Annotated in this window: 15 protein-coding genes and 1 tRNA gene; 4 read left to right on the top strand and 12 right to left on the bottom strand. The window is 61.9% G+C overall.

Translation table 11 applies throughout. The annotated features are described in order from the left end of the window. Positions 1-6: 6 nt before the first annotated feature. From ASG67_RS03910 to ASG67_RS03900, 3 genes are read right to left on the bottom strand one after another with little or no spacing between them, the layout of a single operon-like run. Entirely contained in the window at positions 7-1632 is a 1626-nt protein-coding gene (locus tag ASG67_RS03910) for a GspE/PulE family protein (protein ID WP_082543275.1), read from the bottom strand. Beyond that, a complete protein-coding gene (gene gspD, locus ASG67_RS03905; RefSeq protein ID WP_056525450.1) occupies positions 1629-3872 on the bottom strand; it encodes a type II secretion system secretin GspD in 2244 nt (747 codons plus the stop codon). Before gspD ends, ASG67_RS03910 begins: the two co-directional genes overlap by 4 nt. Beyond that, positions 3869-4735 carry a type II secretion system protein N gene (locus ASG67_RS03900; RefSeq protein WP_056525448.1) on the bottom strand — a complete coding sequence of 289 codons (867 nt, stop codon included), beginning with the start codon at positions 4733-4735 and terminating at the stop codon, positions 3869-3871. Before ASG67_RS03900 ends, gspD begins: the two co-directional genes overlap by 4 nt. A gap of 118 nt (positions 4736-4853) precedes the next feature. Between ASG67_RS03900 and ASG67_RS03895 the strand changes: the two genes are divergently transcribed. Continuing rightward, positions 4854-5510 carry a prolyl hydroxylase family protein gene (locus ASG67_RS03895; RefSeq protein WP_056525446.1) on the top strand — a complete coding sequence of 219 codons (657 nt, stop codon included), beginning with the start codon at positions 4854-4856 and terminating at the stop codon, positions 5508-5510. Between the two features lie 31 nt (positions 5511-5541). On the opposite strand, the gene ASG67_RS03890 is transcribed toward ASG67_RS03895, so the two are convergent. From ASG67_RS03890 to ASG67_RS03865, 5 genes are all read right to left on the bottom strand, one after another. Beyond that, the gene (locus ASG67_RS03890) at positions 5542-8343 is read right to left on the bottom strand and encodes a TonB-dependent receptor domain-containing protein (protein ID WP_056525443.1); all 2802 of its coding nucleotides are present in this window, start codon (positions 8341-8343) and stop codon (positions 5542-5544) included. A 91-nt stretch (positions 8344-8434) separates the two neighbouring features. Further along, positions 8435-10051, bottom strand: coding sequence for a hypothetical protein (locus tag ASG67_RS03885; protein WP_056525437.1), 1617 nt, complete (start codon positions 10049-10051; stop codon positions 8435-8437). Positions 10052-10290: 239 nt separating this feature from the next. Continuing rightward, positions 10291-10869: a JAB domain-containing protein gene (locus ASG67_RS03880; RefSeq protein ID WP_162244329.1), complete on the bottom strand. Its 579-nt coding sequence runs from the start codon at positions 10867-10869 to the stop codon at positions 10291-10293. Positions 10870-11056: 187 nt separating this feature from the next. Continuing rightward, a complete protein-coding gene (locus ASG67_RS18710) occupies positions 11057-11386 on the bottom strand; it encodes a hypothetical protein (protein ID WP_056525432.1) in 330 nt (109 codons plus the stop codon). Positions 11387-11396: 10 nt separating this feature from the next. Continuing rightward, positions 11397-11621: a hypothetical protein gene (locus ASG67_RS03865; RefSeq protein ID WP_056525430.1), complete on the bottom strand. Its 225-nt coding sequence runs from the start codon at positions 11619-11621 to the stop codon at positions 11397-11399. Positions 11622-12442: 821 nt separating this feature from the next. Between ASG67_RS03865 and ASG67_RS03860 the strand changes: the two genes are divergently transcribed. Next, the gene (locus ASG67_RS03860) at positions 12443-13381 is read left to right on the top strand and encodes a DUF808 domain-containing protein (RefSeq protein ID WP_056525427.1); all 939 of its coding nucleotides are present in this window, start codon (positions 12443-12445) and stop codon (positions 13379-13381) included. 73 nt (positions 13382-13454) lie between these two features. Here the strand turns inward: ASG67_RS03860 and ASG67_RS03855 are convergent. The 3 genes from ASG67_RS03855 to lon form a co-directional block, all read right to left on the bottom strand. After that, positions 13455-13529 (bottom strand) — tRNA-Val (locus ASG67_RS03855). Between the two features lie 53 nt (positions 13530-13582). Then, positions 13583-13855: an HU family DNA-binding protein gene (locus tag ASG67_RS03850; RefSeq protein ID WP_056525425.1), complete on the bottom strand. Its 273-nt coding sequence runs from the start codon at positions 13853-13855 to the stop codon at positions 13583-13585. Between the two features lie 140 nt (positions 13856-13995). Then, on the bottom strand, positions 13996-16392 hold the full coding sequence (lon, locus tag ASG67_RS03845) for an endopeptidase La (protein WP_056525423.1): 2397 nt from the start codon (positions 16390-16392) through the stop codon (positions 13996-13998). Between the two features lie 111 nt (positions 16393-16503). Here lon and ASG67_RS03840 point away from each other — a divergent pair, with 111 nt between their 5' ends. Both ASG67_RS03840 and ASG67_RS03835 read left to right on the top strand, forming a co-directional pair. Next, positions 16504-18195, top strand: coding sequence for a M1 family metallopeptidase (locus tag ASG67_RS03840; protein ID WP_056525420.1), 1692 nt, complete (start codon positions 16504-16506; stop codon positions 18193-18195). A 259-nt stretch (positions 18196-18454) separates the two neighbouring features. Beyond that, positions 18455-19558 (top strand): glycosyltransferase, encoded by a 1104-nt coding sequence (locus ASG67_RS03835; RefSeq protein ID WP_082543273.1) that lies wholly within the window; start codon positions 18455-18457, stop codon positions 19556-19558. Between the two features lies 1 nt (position 19559). Here ASG67_RS03835 and ASG67_RS03830 read toward each other — a convergent pair whose 3' ends face one another. Beyond that, positions 19560-20669 (bottom strand): hypothetical protein, encoded by a 1110-nt coding sequence (locus ASG67_RS03830; RefSeq protein ID WP_156460618.1) that lies wholly within the window; start codon positions 20667-20669, stop codon positions 19560-19562. Positions 20670-20792: the final 123 nt, after the last annotated feature.

Below are 20792 nucleotides of genomic sequence, written 5' to 3'. Positions count from 1 at the left end.
GCGGTCTTACGCATCGACCGGTTCCGGCACGTCAGTCATGTCACGCCGCGACACCCGCACGGCTTCTTCCGGCGTCGTCTGGCCGGCACGGACCAGATCGCGCGCAGCATGGGCAAGATCGGGCACGCGGCGGAATGCGTGATCGGCAATCGCCCGTTCGTCGCCACCTTCATTGATGAGACGGCGGATCGTGTCGTCGACGCGCACGGCCTCGTACACGCCAATCCGGCCCTTGTAGCCGCTATGCCCACACTGGTCGCAACCAACGGCCGTGAACACCGTATCGGTCGGTTCCAGCCCCAGCAACAGCGCCACCGTTCCTGCCGCGGGCACTGGCTTTCGGCAGGACGGGCAAAGCCGCCTCACCAGCCGTTGAGCCACGACGGCGCGCAACGTGGAGGCGAGCAGGAACGGTTCGACCTTCATGTCGCGCATCCGCGTGATTGCGCCGATCGCGTCGTTGGTATGGACCGTCGACAGCACTAGATGCCCAGTCAGCGATGCCTGCACCGCGATCTCCGCCGTCTCGCGATCACGAATTTCGCCGACCATCACGACGTCGGGGTCCTGCCGCAGGATGGCACGCAAGCCTGCCGCAAAAGTGAGCCCGACCTTGGCATTTACCTGTGTCTGGCCGATGCCATCGACGGCATATTCCACCGGGTCTTCGACCGTCAGGATATTGCGGCTGCCGTCGTTCAACAGACGCAAGCTTGCATAAAGGCTTGTCGTCTTGCCCGATCCCGTCGGCCCGGTGACGAGGACAATGCCGTTCGGCTCGGCCAGAACCTCCTGCCAGATTTTCAGCATCGCTGGCGGCATGCCCAGCGCATCGAGATTGATGCCGGCGTTGTCCTTGTCCAGGATACGCAGCACGACGCGCTCGCCCGCCCGACTGGGCAAGGTCGAAACGCGGACGTCGAGCAGCTTGCCACCCAGCGTGAGGCCCATGCGCCCGTCCTGCGGCACTCGCCGCTCGGCGATGTCGAGGCGTGCCATCACCTTGATGCGGCTGACGACCACTGGCGCGACGTGCGGCGGCATCCGCATCGTCTCACGCAGCACGCCGTCGATCCGCATACGAACGACAAGCCCGGTTTCATATGGCTCGATATGGATATCCGACACGCCGTTACGCGTCGCATCGGCAATGACGCCATTGATGAGGCGGATGGCCGGTGCATCGTCGGCGGTATCAAGCAGATCTTCGGCCGTCGGCAGGTCGCCGGCAAGCAAGTCGAGCTCGTCTCCCATGCCGACCGCGGCCAGCGCGGTCGCCTGACCGTCCATGGCATAGGCATCCGACAACAACCGGTCGAACGCCGGTGCGTCGACGATCGTGACGTCGAACGGCTGTGCCAGATATCGCCGTGCCTCCAGCAGCGCCTTTGGATCGGCGCCATCGCGTAATGCCACGGTGAACAGCGAGTCGGGACCGGTCGGCTGCACCACAACGCCGAACTTGCGCGCAAAACCATAAGGCAACACCAGTTGCGGCACGACCACGTCGCTAACACCCGGTTCGGGCGCCAAAAAGTCGCTACCGGCGATTACCGCCTCATCCGCGACCCCACCGGCGATCGGCGGCAGCGATGGCGGCGGCGCTATCTCGTTGCCCTGACGAATAATCATTGCCGCTCGGGCCGGATCGACATTGACGATCGGGTCTGCACCGGCACTGCGATCTTCGGATCCTCGATATTGCCCGCCATCGGTGCGGAGGGGATCGGTGGCGCGGCGTTCATATAATCACGCACCAGCTGGTCGATCGACGGCTCCACGCCCGGCTGTGCATAGCCCTGCACCGCGCGAAGATAGCCATATCGCTGCTCGGTCACGCGCCGGCTATCTTCGGGCGTGCGCAGAATGGTCGGCCGGATGAACACCATCAAGTTGGTCTTGGTCCGGCTGCGCGCCTTCGATCGGAACAACACGCCCAGACCGGGAATGTCACCCAGCACCGGGATCTTCTCGATCGTGCGCCGCTCATTGTCGTCGAGCAGCCCGCCGATCACCGTGATCTGGCCGTCGTCAGGCGTGAAGACGTTCTCGAACGCGCGTTTGTTTAGGATTAGTTCGGAATTGTCGCTCGACACCGGCCCGGCGATCGAGCTCACCTCCAGTCGGACATACAGCTTGAGTGACCCGCCGGCATTAACCTGCGGCTTCACGTCCAGCTGGATGCCGACATTCTGGCGCTGCACCGTACGAAAAGCGTTGTCAAAATTGTTCGATAGCGCCTGCCCGGTCGTGACCGGGATTTCCTGACCGACCAGGCTGTGCGCCTGCTGATTGTCGATTGTGATGATATGCGGCACCTGCAAGAGATTCGACGTGTTGTCCGATTTTACCGCGTTGATGATCGCGCCGAAGATCGTGTCACCCACCTTACCGCCCCAGCCGGCAAAGCCGCCAGCGGTGCCTAGGATCGAGCTGATCGCAGACTGCGCTAGCGTGTCCGCCGCCGTGTTGCCGGTGTTTGTCGTCGTTCGCGTGCCATCCGCAGCGACGACGGTGGTGGTGGTGCCACCGACCTCGCGCGCGCCGATCGCGCCAGCAATCGACAAGATATTGGGCGCGGTGTTGGTATAGGTTGACGCACCGAACGCGCCGCCGGACAGGCTGCCCACCAGGAACTGCGCACCCAGTCGTTTTACCGTCGCATCCGATACCTCGGCGATGATCGCCTCGATCAGCACCTGTTCGCGACGGGTATCTAGCTGGCGCACCACCTCCGACAACTGACGCTGGATTTCGGCGGGTGCGGCGATGACGATCGCGTTGGCGCCGGTGAAGCGCGTAACGACGGCCTGAACGCGGCTGCCCGGCTGCGATATCGGTGCCTGCTGCCCATTGGCGGTCGTATTGCTGCCACCACCGCCGCCGGAAACCTGAGGAGCCTGCTGGATCGCTTGCGGCTGCACATTGCTGCCGTTCGATCCGCTGGTCGCGTTGCTTTGCTGGAACGTACCACGGGACAGCGTCGTCGTCTGGATAGGATCGGGGGTCTGACCGACAAGCTGCTGGAGCACGGGCAACAACTGTTCCGCGTCCGCGTTTTCCAAAAACACGACCTTGATTTCGGTGCCGCTTCTCGCTTTGCGATCGAGATCAGCCGCTACTGCCGCCAATCTTGCGACGCTCGACGCATCACCGCGTAGCGCGATGGAATTTGAGCTTTCGATCGCGACGACCGATACGCCGCTGCCACCAGCAGCTGACTGGCCACCCCCGCCGCCCGACGTCGCGCCACCGGCGCCGCCCGCCAGCGATTGTAGCGCCGTCGCGATCTCGCGCGCGCTGGAATTGCGCAAGGCGACAACGCGGGTCGTACTGCTGTCGGTATCGATGCGCCGTATCACTTCGCGGATCCGGCGGATGTTGTCGGCGAAATCGACGATCACGAGGCTGTTACCCCCGCGGTTGGCGGTGACCGCGCCCTGCGCGCTAACCAGCGGTCGTACGGTTTCGACCGCGCTTGGCGCATCGATCGATCGCAGGCGGACGATCTCGGTCACGAAGCTATTGCGCGCCGCTCCGCCCGATCCGATCCGGCTCGGCTGTGCGGCGGCATTGTCGATCGGCTGGATGCGCAGCGCGCCATTGCCAGTCGGCACCGCGACCAGGCCATTGGCGCGCAATGTCGACAGGAAAACTTCGAAATACTCGGAGCGCGACAGCGGCCGGTCGGTCACCACCGTCACCTTGCCCGCCACCCGCGCGTCGATGATGAAAGTCCGGCCCGTGACGCGCGCGGCATCGGCGATGAAGGCGCGGATATCGGCATCGCGGACGTTCAACGTCGTCTGCGCCGCCACCGGCGATGCCGCCGCCACGATGATGGCCGCCGGAACGAAAGAAGAAAGTTTCATCGGGTGGGAGCCGCTATCGTAATGGCGAGCGGCAGCGTTTCCTGCCCACGCTCGACGGTGATGGGAATATTGCCGCCGCCCGAGAAATCGGTGGCGACACGGTCTAGATCGGCGGGGCTGGATACCGGTCGGCCACCGATCGCGGTGATGACGTCGCCATCGCGCAAGCCCGCCATGCGAAACGCCTGCCCCGTACCCTGCGATCGAACGGCGAGACCACTGACCCGACCACCATCCAGCCGCGGGATGAAGCCGATTTCCTGGCGCAACTGACCGATGCCGATCGCGGGCGCGCCGCCGCCCGGACGCGGTGTCGATCCGCCCGGTACCATCGGCACGGTCGCCGGCGGTCCGCTGCCGGGCACGCCGCCCGGTGGCGGCGGGGTTTGGCCGGACTGATCGAGAAACAGATCCTCGTCCACACCTCCACGGTCAAGCGTGATATGGTCGAACGACACCGCCTTCAGCCGGACGCCGGGTTGAATTTCATCACCCACCGCTACGCTTTGCTGCACGCCGTCAGGTCCTGCGACGATCGCCGAGCCACGCCCCGTCGCCTCATCGAGCCGAGTGCCGAACAACGTCAACTGCAACGCGGTGACCGTAGATGGCCCTATCTGCGCACCCTGCAACCGGAAGAACGGATCGAAGCTGGTCAACAAGCCGAACGGCGAGCCCGGTACCGTGACCCCCACCGGACGCCAGTCACCCAGCGGCCCAACTGGCGTCACCAGCACCCACAACAGCCGCGCGCATTGAACCGACAGTCCCGCCATCAGCGCGAGTTCCGCCACTGAATAGACGTTCACTACGGGCAATCGCCGCAGCAGGCGCCGGGCGCGCGCGTCTAGCTTCAATCGCATTCCATACTCATCCCGCCCCGCACGCTGGCGCTTAACCATGGCATGTTACCGCTTTACGTCAAAGGTCTGAAACGAAAAGAAGCTGGCACACGGACACGATGCTGGCAAAAGCGTGGCCATGGCTACGCTTCCCCCGATCGGCTCTGGCCTTGACGCTGCCCCGATCGTCGATCGCATCCTGTTAAATCGCAGCGTCCAACGCCTGCCAAGCGCCAAGTTGACGCTGTTCGTGCGCCGCGAGTTCCTGACATCCACCCTCTGCGCCACGTTGGTCGACCGGATCGACGCGGTTCGCCGCCCCTCGACGATCGCCGACAGCAACGGCGACGCCGGCTATCGCACCAGCGAAACCGGCGATCTGGACCCCGCCGATCCGGCCGTGATCGAAACGGAGGCGCTTTTCGCCGCGCTAACCGGCCTCGACCCCGCGCACGGCGAACCGTTGCAGGGCCAACGCTATGCGGTCGGGCAGGAATTCAAAGGACATACGGATTATTTCGAACCGCAGGGCGCGGATTACGACCGATATTGCTCGGTCGCGGGCAACCGGACATGGACGCTCATGGTTTACCTGAACGAACCCGAGGCCGGCGGCGCGACGCGGTTCAAGGCGATCGACAAGATCATCCAGCCGGAAACCGGCAAGCTGGTCTGCTGGAACAATCGCCGCGCAGACGGATCGCCAAACCCCGCCACGCTGCATCAGGGGATGAAGGTACGCAGCGGCGTAAAGTACGTCATCACCAAATGGTATCGCGAACGTCCCTGGAGGTGACGATCGTCCGCCACCCCCAGGGACGTTCGCCTCAAAAGGTCGTGCTTAGCCCCAGCGAGAAGATGCGGCCCTGCTTGTAGCGGTTGATGTAGACAACGTTGCCGCTGTCGAACGTTTGACGCTCCTGATACTGCGTACCCGTCAGGTTGCGTGCCTCCGCCTTCAGTTCGAATCGGCCGCCGATCAGGTCGAAACCCTGCCGCACTACCAGATCGAGGCGGATGCCCGGCTTCTCGATGATGTCCGGCTGGAACCCCGACCCGCTCAGGTTAGATGGGCCACGATTCGTCACGCGCTCGCTGGCATAGTTGAATAGCAGCGTGGCCGCCGAAAGCGACTTGGTATCCTCGATGCCTAACTGCAGGTTGACCAGATGATCCGACTGGCCGGTCAGCGGCGCATCCGACCGGAACAGTGAACTGGCAAAGCCGAAGCCAGCCGCACACCCGTTCAGGCGCAGCGTGCCGTTCACATCACCCGGATTGGGAACGCAAGTGTCAGACGCGTTAATCTTTGATTTCGTGTAGGTGTAGTTCGCGATCGCCAGCAGACGCCGGGTCGCGAAGAAATCGCTATTCAGAAAACCGAGGGGGAAGAACTTCTGCACCTCGAATTCGCCGCCGTACAACGTGGCGCTGGGCAGGTTGGTGAAACCGGTCTGGAGCCGGTCGTCCGAACCCGGATAGAAGCCGACCTGCTCTATCGGGTTGTCGATCCGCTTGTAGAAGCCGCCCAACGTCACACGCTGGTCGCGGGCGTAGAACCACTCGTACCGGCCTTCCAGATTGTACAGTTTGGTATCGACCAGGTTCGGGTTGCCGAAGAACAGGCGATCCGAATCCGGGTCGCGAAACTGCTGCGGCGCCAACTCGCGGAACTGCGGCCGCGAGATCGTCTTCGACGCACTGGCGCGCAGCTGCATGTCGGCGGCGAAGTTCCAGGTCAGCGTTGCCGCGGGCAGGAAATAGTCGTTCTTCAACCGGCGCGTCGGCGACATGATCGGTGTAACCCGCTCGTCAGCGGTTTCATAGCGCACGCCAATCGTGGCGCGCACGCCGTCGGTGGCTTCGGCCTCGGCCTGGACGTAACCGGCATGAGTACGGAGAAGCGCGTCGTACTCGTACGCACCCTGCGGCGTCACGAACTGCAACTGTACCGTGCACGCGCCCGTCCCGACGAGCGGGCAGGCGTTGTTCAGCACGTCCGGCGACAGCAGATAGTCGGGGCGATACAGATTGTACGGAAAACCGATCGCGGTGCCGCCGCCGGTATTCAGCTGATAATTGAACTGAAGCCGGGTCGAGGTCCGCTGCGTATCAGAATAATAATAACCGGCAGAGACAGTGAACGGACGATCGGTGGGCAGCTTATAAGCCACATCCGCCTGACCGCTCCAGAGATTCTCTTCCAACTCACTGAAGATGATCGAGGCGAAGGGCGAGAAGCGCTGGTTGACCTGATAGACACCGTCGCACTGCTTGCCACCAGCGTCATTCGCCGATGTCTGTGAGACGGTCAGACCTTGCGGACGAGCGACGCAGAGATAATCGAACTGCCGCTCATATGGCGCGTTCCGCTTCGAATTGGCATAAGCACCGCGCACGTCGACGCTGAAATCGTCTATCGGCTTGAACTCACCGACCAGCTGAGTCTCAATCAGCTGACGCTCGAACCAGCTAGTGTTCTGCTGAAAGCGAAGTCCGCTGAAATTGTTGTAGTTATCCGATACCGAGGCGCGACCCTGTTTCAGCGTGTCGTGGATATACACGTTAGTCCAACGGATCTTGTTTTCGTCCCACTCGTACCCGACGCCGACCAGCGCATTGGCGACGATGCGGTTGTCGGTGATTAGCGTCTGGTAGTCGTTCCGGATCGCACCATTCGCGCTGACCGAGTCCTGTTGCGTCGTCGAACGCGTGCGGAATGTGTTGCTGACGCTGACTGATCCGATCACACCCAGCCGCCCGGTGCCCAGATCATAGACCGATCCGCCACTGATCTCGCCCGACCAGTTAGCCGGCAACTGGTTGTTCCGCTGAAGCAGAGTAGTGCGAGCGTTGCTCAGCTGTGCGACCTGCTCGACCGGGATGATGCCCGATCCCTGCGGTGCGTTACGGATGAAGCCCGGCACGCTGCGGGTTTTGTCGTCATATCCGATCCAGTCGGCGCCGCCGCCATAATAGGTATAGCCCAGTTCGCTGGTCGTCGCGGTATCGGCAGAGATCGTCGCGCCAGCCGACACGAAATTCTTGTCCGGGATCGCCTTGGTCGTCAGATTGATGATGCCGCCGCCGAATTCGCCCGGGTAGTTCGCCGAATAGGTCTTCTGCACTACGGCCGAGCCGACAATCGCGGTTGGAAAGATGTCGAGCGGCACCGACCGGCGTAATGGCTCCGGGCTCGGCAGTGGCGATCCATTCAGCAGCGACGAAGAATAGCGATCGCCGAGACCGCGGACGAACACGAAGCCACCGCCGACCACCGACAGACCAGTGACGCGGGTCAAGGCGCCGGCGATATCGCCCTCACCCGTGCGCGCGATATCGGCGCTCGATAGGACCGAGACGATTTGCGGCGTCGCGCGGACGAAATTGGGGATGTTGCGCCCCACCACCACGATATCCTCGGCATCCGTGCCGCCGCCGGGGGCGGAGATTTCCGCTTCCTGCGTCTGTTCCGCCGGCGCCGCTGCGGTGTCGGGTTGGGTCGCCGTCGTGCTGGTTGGGGCGGGCGGCGGTGCGGCCGGGGCGGGTGCGTTCTGCGCCAGCACGGCCGGTGCGGCCAGTTGCGAGGTCAGAAGAAGGAGCGTGGCGTAGCGCAGGCGCTGGGGCATGACCGGGGTTCCAGATCAGAAATTCTATGGCGAATGCCGGGGCAGCTTGTCAGCCGCCCCGGCACCGATGCTCATCGGGTCGCGAACGGGCTCAGCGGCCCTGACAGGCGAAGTAGACCGAGCTGAACACTGGCGGTCCGACATCCTGCAGGGCGGAGTTAGCCGCTCGGACAGTCGAGCGGTCGGATACGCTGACCTCACCGGCGACCAAGTTGATGCACGCCACGCCCGATGGCGTCCGGACGATGCCATTGGTGAAGCGCATGTCAGCACCGCCACGAAGACGGATCGCGGCAGGCGCCGCTGCCGTCTGGAGGAAGGTGAAATTGGCATACTGGCCAAACGTGCGTGGCAGCAGATCTTCGGCATTGTTCGAGTCGATCTCGGTCGAGAAGCTGTCGGCCGTGGCACCCGATACCTTCTGCGCGGCGATCATGAACTGGATGAAGCCGCGATAGCCATTGTCGATATCGAAGCCGTCATCGTCCGCGCCGGTCACCGCAAAATACTTCATGTTCGTGGTGCCGCCGAAGATTTCGACGCCATCATCCGCCGAGTTGTGGCTCTGAATGTGGTCGATCACCGTACCCGAACCGGTGCCGCCCAGCGTCAGACCCTGCAGTTCGTTACCGTCGGAGATGGCGATGCCGCTGTAGCGAATTTGCACGTACGACATCTGGCCGCTGCTGTCCGCCGCGGTCGGCCCACCATAGAAGCGCCCGGTGACGCCTTCGATCGCCTGCTGGCAGGTCGTGCTCGTGCCACCGGCATTGTTCGGACCGGTGCCCGTCGCGCAGACCGCAACGGGTGCGCGGCCGAGCAGGATGATACCGCCCCACTGGCCCTGGGTCGCATCGCTGACGCCGTTGCTGGCGAGGTTCTGCTGAGACGTGAAGATGATTGGCGCGCTTCGGGTGCCGATTGCGCTGATCTTCGACCCGCGATTAACCAGCAACAAGTCGGCCGTCGCCTCGGTCGAATCGGCGGCAATCACGACGCCCGCGGCGATCGTCAGCGTCACGCCGGTATCTGCACCGGTCGTACCGACATCGGCGCCGACTTCGGTCTGGCCACGCAGACGATAGAACACGCCGGCAATCTTCGGCAGCGTCAGGCTGCTGGTGATAAGGGTCGGCAGGCGGCAGGCGCGGAACGTCTGTACCAGACCGTCGTCGATCGTGCCAGTTGGGCAAGCAGCCGTCGAACCACCTGTACCTACCGCCGGCACCGCGGTGCAGGCTGCACCGGTGCCACCGAACTGGGCAGAGGTTGAGTTGCAAGTCCAATCCTGGAATGCCGTATCGGTTGGTCCGTTCAGCGCGCCGACAAAATTGGTGCTGGTGAAGAACGCATTGATGCTCGACGGGTCGGTCGCCGTCGCTGCGGACGTCGCACTGACGGGATAGACCCCACTCAGCACATTCACGCCATTGACGTTGTTGTTCGTACCTGCATTGACCAGTGCCAGCTGCTCGTCGGCGGTGATGGAGATATTGTTGACCGTCGTCACTGCGGCGAACTGCGCGGCGGTGATCGCCGACGGCGTGGGCGTACCGGTGGGTGCCGGGGTCGGCGTAGGTGCCGGGTTGACGATGGTGACGCTGCCCGCGCCGGGAGATGCCACGCTGTCGGCGCCACCGCACGAAGCTAGCAAGACGCAGGCGGTGCCCGCCATCAGAACGCGCGTAACCGCCGTGAAGCTGGCCATGTCGAAAACTCCCTGTCGATCTTCTTGTGGTGTGGCAGGCGCCCAGGATCGACATCGGAAAACCCCGTCGATCTCGAAGGGGCAATTAGGACGATCGCATGACGGGAAGATGTGAATCGAGCGACAGATTGGTGACGGGTACGTGACGAAACCGTGACAATGCCCCAGCGCGGGACGATCAGCAGATAGGCAATTGCCGAGCAGTTACTTTCATTTTGGACATTCTTTTGCCCGGTTAGTTAGATGACCGGCGGTGCCACGGTGCCGATCCGCTCATATCCATCGCGCGCGACAATCAGATGATCGTGCAACTGGATGCCGAGGCATTCGCCCGCCAGCGCCAGCCGCCGAGTAAAACGGCGGTCGGCAAAACTGGGTGATGGATCGCCGCTGGGATGATTATGGATCAGGACGATACCAGTCGCCGCCAATTCCAGCGCACGAACGATCACCCGCCGGGGCTCGATCGCCACTGCATCGGAACCGCCATGCGCCAGCACTTCTTCGGCGAGCAACTCGCGCCGACCATTGAGGAACAACACGCGCAGGGACTCTTCGCCATCATAAGCCATGCGATGATGCAAATAACGAAGTAGATCATGCCGCGTCGCGACGATTGGTCGTCGTACCGCCCGCTCGCGCAAGACCCATAACATCGTTTGCCGTTGCGCGACCAACAGCGCGACCACACGTTCCTCACCGCCCAGTACCGCTTTCAGCCGCTGCGCGTTCGCGGCCAATACCGCACCCACGTTGCCGAATGCCGCGATCAACCTGTCCGCCCAAACCACTGCCAGCGTGGCGTCGATGGATGCCAAGAGATTGACCAAAATCGGTCGAGCCGCGTCTCGCCGCGCCGTCTGACAGGCCAGCGCATCGGGAGGATCAGTAAAATCGTCGCCAGATGAACAGGAAACAGATGCGCCGCCTGATAGAAGCTCGCCATGGTCGCGCGTACCGTCGCCTTCGCCCCGTGACCGACGACGCCAGCGCCATGCAGCGCCATCATTCATAAGGGCGTGAACCGATCCACCAGCGAAGCGACGGCCACAGGCGAGACGAGAATGGCAACGTGAGTAAAGAGCACGCCAGATTCGAGCCCAACGAATTGCGCGGCATCACTTCAGCAACGCCGATCGCGATCGCCCAGACAACAACGGTGCCAGCCAGTTGGATCGCCGCAATGCAGTGCTCCGGCGCACCGACCATATACACGACATAGCCACGGGCGGCAGCAAGCCGGGCATGGAGGAGGAGGATGTGGATCGTAACCGGAACACGGCGCGATCTGCTCGCACGCCGGCCATCCGCATCAGCCGGGCAGACGGATCGCATCTGGGTTCACCTACTCGCCCAGTCCGGTCGTGAACGCGTGGTCTTCGATTTGATCGCCCAAGGTTTTGGTCGGCCTTCCGTCCTTGGCATAGGCCAGCAACAGGCTGCGCATCCGGGTGATCTTGCAGCGTGCTGAGGCCAGCGCCGTGAGCGTGGCGGCTGCATCCAGCACCCCTCGTGCCGCGATCGGCGAGACCCATGGGCGCACGATCTTCTCCAGCAGGTCGGCTGGCATGCGCGCGCTTGGCCGGGCAGCCAGATCGATCTCTTGGTCCAGCCCGGTCAGATGCTCGGCGATCTTTCAGGCAATGTTGGAGCGGATGGTGGTCAGGTCCGCGATGCTCCGATCCGGCCGGTAAGGGCGTGGCCGATGGCGGATGTCTGGCCATCCAACTTTTAATCAGCGACTGGCCTCGACGAACAATCCCAAGGCCACGATCAGCCCGCTCATGACGGCCAACCGGATTGCGATCCCCACATCGTTCCGCCCCCCCCTCCCGTGTCGGAAACGGCCGCGGCTGCGCCGGTTCTGGAGGATAGGGGGGCGCTACGCCGTTCCGCAGGCCACCAATGTCGTCCAAATTATACGACTGGCCCATTGGGGGGACATCGGGATTGGCCAAATCCCGTAGCCTCGGCGGAATACTCCTACCCAAAGCACCAATGGCATTCGGAGTCTGGCCTAGGGTGTAATCATACGCGTCGATCCACAGCGCGATATCAATCGATTTCACCAAGCCCAGCACGGTTGGCACGGTGCGCAAGCGGTTCTTGCCGGTCAGGTCGAAACTGCCGACCAAACACCCGATCTCGCTCGCTTCCAGTCCGCTCGCGACGGGCCGGGTGCATTGCAGCTGTCGGGAGCTAAAGCCGGCTGACCGGTCGTCCATCGGGTTTGACTATCGGTAAGTAAAGGAAATTGCTACTTAGCTGTCGATCGGGGATGTTCGTCGGCGGTTTGATCCATTCTTGCCGTAACGGTTGGGTGCCACCTGGGCTTGTCACTGGCAGCGCTTACGCACAAACGGGCCGCCACAGATCATTTCGGAGAATAGCATGGCATCGGGATTGGCCGCTTTGCTCGACGATATTGCCGGCATCACCCGGCTGGCGGCCGCTTCGCTCGACGATATCGGCGCCGCCGCCGGCCGCGCTGGTACTAAGGCGGTGGGCGTGGTGATTGACGATACCGCGGTAACACCGCGCTATGTGATGGGCCTATCCCCGGCGCGGGAATTGCCAATCATCGGCAAGATCGCCGTGGGTTCGCTGCGCAACAAGTTGTTGATCCTGTTACCAGTTGCGCTGTTGCTCAGTGCATTCGCCCCATGGGCACTGACTCCCTTGCTGATGATCGGCGGTGCCTATCTCTGCTTCGAAGGATCAGAGAAGTTGTGGGAAGCGATGTCTGGCCACACCGTCGTCGCCGAAGATGCCGATACGGCGATCACGCCCGAGGCGCTCGAACAGCAGAAGGTGTCGGGCGCAGTAAAGACCGACTTCATCCTGTCTGCAGAGATTATGGCGATCGCGCTGGCCGAGGTGTCGGAGGGCAACATTGTCAGCCAGGCAGTTGCCCTGGCACTGGTCGCGATCGCGATCACCGTTGGTGTATACGGTGCGGTCGCCATCATCGTAAAACTTGATGATATCGGCCTGAACCTGGCCCGCCGCCGCTCGGCGATGACGCAATCGATCGGTCGAGGAATGGTGAAGGCAATGCCCGTCATCATGACCGCGCTTGCCGCGATCGGCACTGCCGCGATGATCTGGGTAGGCGGCGGGATTATCGTCCATGGTCTGGAAGGGCTTGGTTGGGGCAAACCCGCTCATCTGATTCATGACGCTGCAGAGGCGGTAGCCGGCACGGTGGCTGGCCTGCACGGGGTGATCGCGTGGACCGTGACCGCAATCGGATCAGGCATTGTCGGCCTGATCGTCGGTGGCGTCATCGCGGTTGTGATGCACAAGTGGAAGCACCGTAACGCACATTGATCTTCACATCGCGGACCAACACGAAAAGGCCCGCCACTCACATCTGAGTGGCGGGCCTTTTCGTGTCCGAAGATGGTGGGCGCGACAGGGATTGAACCTGTGACCCCACCCGTGTGAAGGGTGTGCTCTACCGCTGAGCTACGCGCCCATCCTCGGCGGGAGGCAGCGCACTAATCGGCCGCACCCTTCCTGTCCAGTCTATTAGTTGACCGAATCCTTCAGGATCTTGCCTGCCTTGAACTTAGGCTGAGTCGAAGCCTTGATCGTCATCGGTTCGCCGGTGCGCGGGTTGCGACCCGTCGATGCCTTACGCTTGGATACCGAGAACGTCCCGAATCCTACCAGACGTACTTCGTCACCCTTTTTCAGACTGGTCGAAATGGTGTCGAACACCGCCTCCACCGCCTTCACCGCGTCGCTGCGCGCCAGTCCCGATGTGTCGGCGACCGTCGCGATCAGCTCCTGCTTGTTCATTGCAAACCCCCATTTACGAATCGTGATGCGCACAGGTGAGGTGCGCAAGCCAAGCGCCCAATAACAGCGGGCAATCCCTGCAAGTCAACCTGCCGCGAGACGATATGGTCCCGCGGCAGGACATGATCGCTGACCAATGATCAGTGATGCAGTTCGGCACCCGCCGGCGCCACGCCCGGCGGTGGCAGAGCGGCGAGCTCGTCCGCATCTGTCCAGTCGATCGCCTCCAGTGGCTCGGTCAGCGCCAGCCGTAACACCTCATCCACATGAGCGACCGGGATGATCGTCAACCCGTCCTTCACGTTCTGGGGAATGTCCGCGAGGTCCTTTTCATTCTCCGCTGGGATCAGCACCGTGGTGATACCGCCACGCAGCGCCGCCAACAGCTTCTCTTTCAGGCCACCAATTGGCAGCACCCGACCGCGTAGCGTCACCTCACCCGTCATCGCGATTTCGCGCCGAACAGGTACACCCGTCAGCGTCGAGACCAGCGAAGTTACAAGGCCGATACCCGCCGATGGTCCATCCTTTGGCACCGCGCCTTCGGGCAGATGGACGTGGACATCCTTGCGATGGAACAACGACGGCTTGATTCCGTAACTTGGCGCACGCGCCTTCACAAAACTCCAGGCCGCCTCGACAGACTCCTTCATGACGTCGCCAAGTTTGCCAGTGGTCTTCACCGCCCCGCGCCCGCCAACTGTCACGCTCTCGATCGTCAGTAGTTCGCCACCGACCTCGGTCCATGCCAAACCGGTGACAGCGCCGATCTGGTGCTCGGTTTCCGACAATCCATGCCGATACTTCTGGATGCCGGCATATTCGTGGAGATTGTGGGGAGTGATGATCACACTCTCCATCTTGCCTTCGAGAATGCGACGCAGCGCCTTGCGGCATAACTTGGCGATCTCGCGCTCCAACGTTCGCACACCCGCTTCCCGCGTGTACTTCTGGATCAGCGCGCGCAAACCGTCCTGCGTTAGTTCGAACTCCCCAGCCTTTAGACCATGCGCTTCGATCTGCTTCTCGACCAGATGCCGCTCGGCGATCTCGACCTTTTCGTCCTCGGTATAACCCTCCAGACGGATGATCTCCATCCGGTCGAGCAGCGGCTGTGGCAAGTTCAGCGTGTTGGCCGTGCAGACGAACATAATATCCGACAGGTCGAGGTCGATCTCCAGATAATGATCCTGGAACTTACCGTTCTGTTCGGGATCGAGCACTTCCAGCAGTGCCGATGCGGGATCACCCCGGAAATCCTGACCCAGCTTGTCGATCTCGTCGAGCAGGAAGAGCGGATTCGACGTGCCGGTCTTCTTTAGATTTGTAACGATCTTGCCCGGCAGCGAGCCGATATAGGTCCGTCGATGACCGCGGATTTCCGCTTCATCACGGACGCCGCCAAGCGACTGGCGAATGAACTCGCGTCCCGTTGCCTTGGCGATCGATTTGCCCAGTGACGTCTTGCCGACACCCGGCGGCCCAACGAGGCACAGGATTGGCCCCTTCAGCTTGTTGGTGCGAGCCTGCACGCCGAGATACTCGACGATCCGGTCCTTCACCTTTTCCAGCGCGTAATGATCCTCGTCGAGGACGATCTGCGCAGCAGCGATATCCTTCTTGATCTTCGACTTCTTGCCCCAGGGAAGGCCCAGAAGCACGTCGAGGTAATTGCGCACGACGGTCGCCTCGGCACTCATCGGCGCCATTGTCTTCAGCTTCTTCAGCTCCGACGTGGCCTTCTGACGCGCTTCCTTCGACAGCTTGAGGGTTGCGATCTTTTGGGTCAGCTCGGCCAGCTCGTCGCCGTCGCCTTCCTCATCGCCGTTGCCCAGTTCACGCTGGATCGCTTTCAACTGCTCGTTCAAATAATACTCGCGCTGCGATTTCTCCATTTGCCGCTTCACGCGGCTTTTAATCTTTTTCTCAACCTGCAGAACGCCAAGCTCGCCCTCCATCAGGGCGAACGCCATCTCCAGCCGCTTGGCTGGATCGGCCTCGACCAGCAAAGCCTGCTTGTCCGCCACCTTAACTGCGATATTAGCGGCGACGGCGTCGGCCAGCTTGGCCGGCTCGTCGATCTCACCCAGCTGTACGGCGGTTTCGGCAGGCAGCTTCTTATTGAGCTTGGCGTAATTTTCGAACTGCCCGACGACCGAGCGCATCAGAGCCTCAACCTCCGTACCCTCGGCCGCCAGATCGGCGACGGCGACGATGGTGGCCGTCAGATGCGTTTCGATGGGGATCAATTCGTCCATCCGCGCCCGCTCCTTGCCCTCGACCAGGACGCGAACGGTGCCATCGGGCAGCTTCAGCAGTTGCAGCACGGTGGCAGTGACGCCGACTTCGTAGAGGTCTTCACGCGCGGGATCGTCCTCTGCAGGATCGAGCTGCGCGACGAGGAATATCTCCTTGTCGGCATTCATCGCCGATTCGAGCGCGGCGACGGATTTGTCACGGCCAACGAAAAGGGGCACGATCATGTTAGGGAAAACGACGATATCGCGCAGTGGCAGGACGGGATAGGTCTGGTTCATGCAAACTCCGGTGAGTGCCGATCCGGGCACTCATTCTTCTGATATATGGGGAGTATTGGGAAACCATCAATCGGCTTGCGCCGGATCGCGTGAGCGGAGACATATTCGGCCATGATCGTGACCGCCCTCGCCCTACTCGCCACTGCTTCTGAACCGCCCAAAAAAGGCACGCCGGCGATCACGGAGCAGACCCAGCGATCGGGTGGTGAGCGCGCTGCGGACCAACTGGCATTGCGGTTCGACAGCGCCGATCTGGCATTCGAAGTGCTGCCGAATACCTATCAGGTGACCGGCATCGCCACCCTGGGCTTCACCGCGAAATCACCGCTGACCCGATTGGTCATCGATCTCGACCGCAACCTGCCTGTCAGCGCCATCGCGATCGACGGCACCACCCTGCTAACATCGGCATGGTCGAATCCCGAGGGGCAGCTTGTCATCCGCTTGCCTCGCCCGCTCGCCGCCGGACAATCGGTATCGGCCCGCATAACCTATGGCGGTACGCCGCATGTCGCACTCAACGCCCCATGGGACGACGGTGTCGTCTGGTCGAAGACGCCGGATGGCCGTTTATGGTTCGCCACCACGACGGAAGGGTACGGGTGCGATCTGCTTTGGCCCTGCCTCGACTTCCCAGAAGGAGAGCCGGCGGCCGTTACCCTACACGTCACCGTGCCGAAGGGATTGAAAGCACCCTCGAATGGCAAGCTGATCGGTGTCGACACGCTGTCGGACGGCCGCACGACATGGCACTGGCGAACGACCCATCCCAACACCTACGCCATCGCACTCAACGTCGGTCCGTACGAAGAGATCAGCGGCACCTACAAGAGCCGCTTCGGCAACAGCATACCGATGTTTTATTGGTATCTGCCGGGTGAGAAAGCGCAGGCGGAGCGACTGTTCGCCGAATTTGCACCGACACTCGACTTCTTCGAGACTATGGTCGGCCCCTATCCGTTCGGCGCCGAAAAGGTCGGCGTGGTCGAAACCCCGCACAAGGGCATGGAGCACCAGACGATCAATGCCTATGGCAACGGCTATGCTAAGGCGATCGAGGGATTCGACTGGCTGTTCCAGCATGAATTCACCCATGAATGGTTCGCCAACCAACTGACCGCCGCAAATTGGGACGACTACTGGTTACATGAAGGCTACGGAAGCTATATGCAGCCCGCCTATGGCCAATGGCGCGAAGGCTATGCCCGATACATCACGATGATGATGGGGCAGCGCGGTCAGATCGTCAACAAGGCACCGATCGTTCGCGGCAAGATTTTGACCGAAGAGGAGGTTTACGAGCCATCCAAAGGCGGCGCCGGTCTCGACATCTATATGAAGGGATCGTGGATGCTCCACACCCTTCGCGGTTTGATCGGGGATAAGGCATTTTGGGATGTCACCCGCCTTGCCGTCTATGGCCGTCCCGACCCCCGTCCCGGCAATTTCACCCCACGCTTTGGCTCGACGAAGGAATATGAGGCGCTGGTCGCGAAGGTGACGGGCAAGGATTACCGCTGGTTCTTCGACGTCTATCTACGCCAGGCGGCGCTGCCCGATCTGGTGGAGACACGAACCGGCGACACGCTGACGCTGGCGTGGCGGGTACCTAGTAACGGCCCCTTCCCTCTGCCGATCGATATTGCCGTTGATGGCATCCGCCGAACGCTGCCGATGACGGACGGTCGCGAAACGCTGACGATATCAGGTGGCGCTCACGTCGTCATCGATCCCGAAGCCCGCGTCTTGAGACGATCGACAGCGGTGGAGGAGATGCAGGCGTGGCAAGCGAGATCACGCTGAGGCCTGATCGGCGAAGCATTCTTCAATCTCGTTGTCGCAGTTTACGCAGTCGATCAGACGAAGCGTCCGAAAATCGCCGCGATCGCACGATGTTAGCATCGTCGTTCCTGTTCATCGCCGGAGCGTTGACTCGATAGCGCTTGTTAACCGATAATTGCGGACCGGATCTCGTGATCCCTCCACATAACCGCCAGCCCCGGAATGCAACACGGTCGCCCTTCGATATGACCGATCTGCACCTCCCTTATGTCGAGGTTCGATGCCCCGTATCCTTTTTCTAACCCATTGCCCAATAGGTGATTTTTCGTTCGGCGGCAGTCAGCGGGCGAACCATCTGCGCAATGCTTTGCTGGCAGCGGCCGAGGTCGACACCCTCATCATCAATGGTGGTCCGAATTTTGCCATGGGCCAGGAGTGGTCGGCGGATCGAACGCGAGAGGGCAAGGTCAGCGTGTACGGCATGTCGCCGGAGGCGTTGCGCCAACGTCGTGAGCTTACCCGCTGGATCACGACGATTCTCGCCGGCGAGCATTACGACTTCATTGTCGCGCAGTATCTCGATCTGGCGTTGCTGGTGCCGCGCAAGGATCGGGCGCGCATGATCTTCGATCCGGACGACTTCCTCAAAACTGCACCGCCAGGCGCCGCCGTTTCTATGCTGGTGCGGATCAAGATACAGGTGCGCAATATGCTCGCGAGACGGGTCGCTCGTCAGGCTTTGCATGTGTGGTACGCCAGTCCCAAACCCGGGGATCTGCCCAACAATGCCCGACGCAGTTTCATGCCCAACGTCGTTTCCGTGCCTGATCCGACGCGCGATCGAGAAGCGCCAGTGGCGGGCCGGTTGCTGATGGTTGGCCTTTTTGCGCATGAGCCCAACATAGAGGGCCTGCGCTGGTTCGCCGATCACGTCTGGCCGGCGCTGTCGGCGCGTTTTCCCTTTGCCGAACTGCACGTGATCGGTCGTCACGGTCCAGACCTGCCTGAACAAATTCGCGCCGCCCATTTCCACGGCTTCGTCAAAGATTTGGCCGCCGAATACGATCGGGCGGCTGTCGTGGTCGCCCCGATTCGATCCGGTGGTGGTACGCAGATCAAAGTCATTGATGCGCTCGTTCATGCCCGGCCGCTTGTTTCGTCCACGTTTGCCTATTCCGGCTTTGCGGCAGATCTGAAATTGAACGATCATATGTTGGCCGCCGACAGCGCCGCCCAGTGGATTGACGCCTGCACCTCTCTGCTGAATGATTCCGACGCGACAGAAGGGATGGCACGGCGGGGCGCTGAAAAAGCGGCCGCAACATACGGCCCAGAGCGAATGGTGACGGAAGTTCGGTCGACGCTGGCGTCGGTCGGGCACTGACTCACTCAGCCACCCGAGAGCGCAAAGACATTTCCTGTCGTTGAAGCGAAGCCAGCGGCTCGGTGGCACAGGACAACGGCGGGGGGCTCCCCCTCTTCCACTCTGCTGCCCATGCCGCCAGCGCGAGCGGCAAACCGCGCAGTGCCACATTGCCGAGAGCCATGGCGTTCAACACCCGTGCCAACCGACTTCGCCGCTGCAGCCAAGTCGGATTACCCAAGGCCGCGGCATAGGGTTGCGCCGCCGCATGGAACGGGGACAATTCGAAGCAGACGAAGTGTAGATAATCGGCCTTCGAACGAAGGGGATCCGGGGGAACATCAAAAGACCAGGGCTTGTATCGACCAAGCATATGGACGAACGCCGGTCGTCTGAAAATCATACGCAGTCGATCGATCACGTGATAGCCGTTGGCTCCGCAATGTTGCACCATCTCCGGTCCGTTGCGAATGTAATGAACAGGCAGATCGGCAAATTCCGTGGAGACAAGTAGCGCCGCCAGGACGTCCTGATCGCCCAGCAAGTGGGTTGGGCGCGTCGCGATCGGCATCTGCTGGGCCGCAACGAAACGAGGATCGGCGAGCAGTGCCTGCCATCGCTCCAGTAGCGGTCGATGGGCCTTGGTGACCCGGACCGAACCGGAATTGGTCATGCAGTCCAGCTCGCGTGAGACCGTCAGCCCCCATGCCCGCGCGCGGGCCGAACAGCCACCGAGCTGACGGTAGCGATATTCTTCGCCAACGACGACCGCGCCCGCGGGCAGCGCATCCAGCAATTTTCCAAGACCACCCGAAACCACGACATCCGTATCGAGCCACAAGGCGCTATCCGACTCCTCCAAGGCATGCAGCAGTACCGTCGGCTTCACGCTCCAGCCGCTGACACCCAAATCTTCGACCGGGCGCAATTCCATTCCCGGAAGTTCATCGGATAACGCCTTGGCCCCGGCCAGCGACGAGAAACACAGAAGCCGCAGATGCGGCGCATGGTTCGCGATCGATCGGGCCAAAAGCGCCAAGCCCGGCAACGCCGACTCGCGATCCTCGTAGGTGCAGACAACCACGGGCGGAACGCCCTCGCGTTCCGCCGACAGAGCGGAAAATGCCATCATCAATTGTCGATGCCTGAAGTTCAGACGATGCGGGTGGGGCGCAACGTCCATCTGCGGGGTAAAGAGCAAAATCCCGACGATGGGTCCGCCATCGCAGGATGCATCGATACAACACAGTGCCCT

Source organism: Sphingomonas sp. Leaf339 (assembly GCF_001426195.1).
Taxonomy (GTDB): Bacteria; Pseudomonadota; Alphaproteobacteria; order Sphingomonadales; family Sphingomonadaceae; genus Sphingomonas.
The sequence above is the reverse complement of the archived record's forward strand: the minus strand, read 5'-3'. Positions and strand labels throughout refer to the sequence as shown.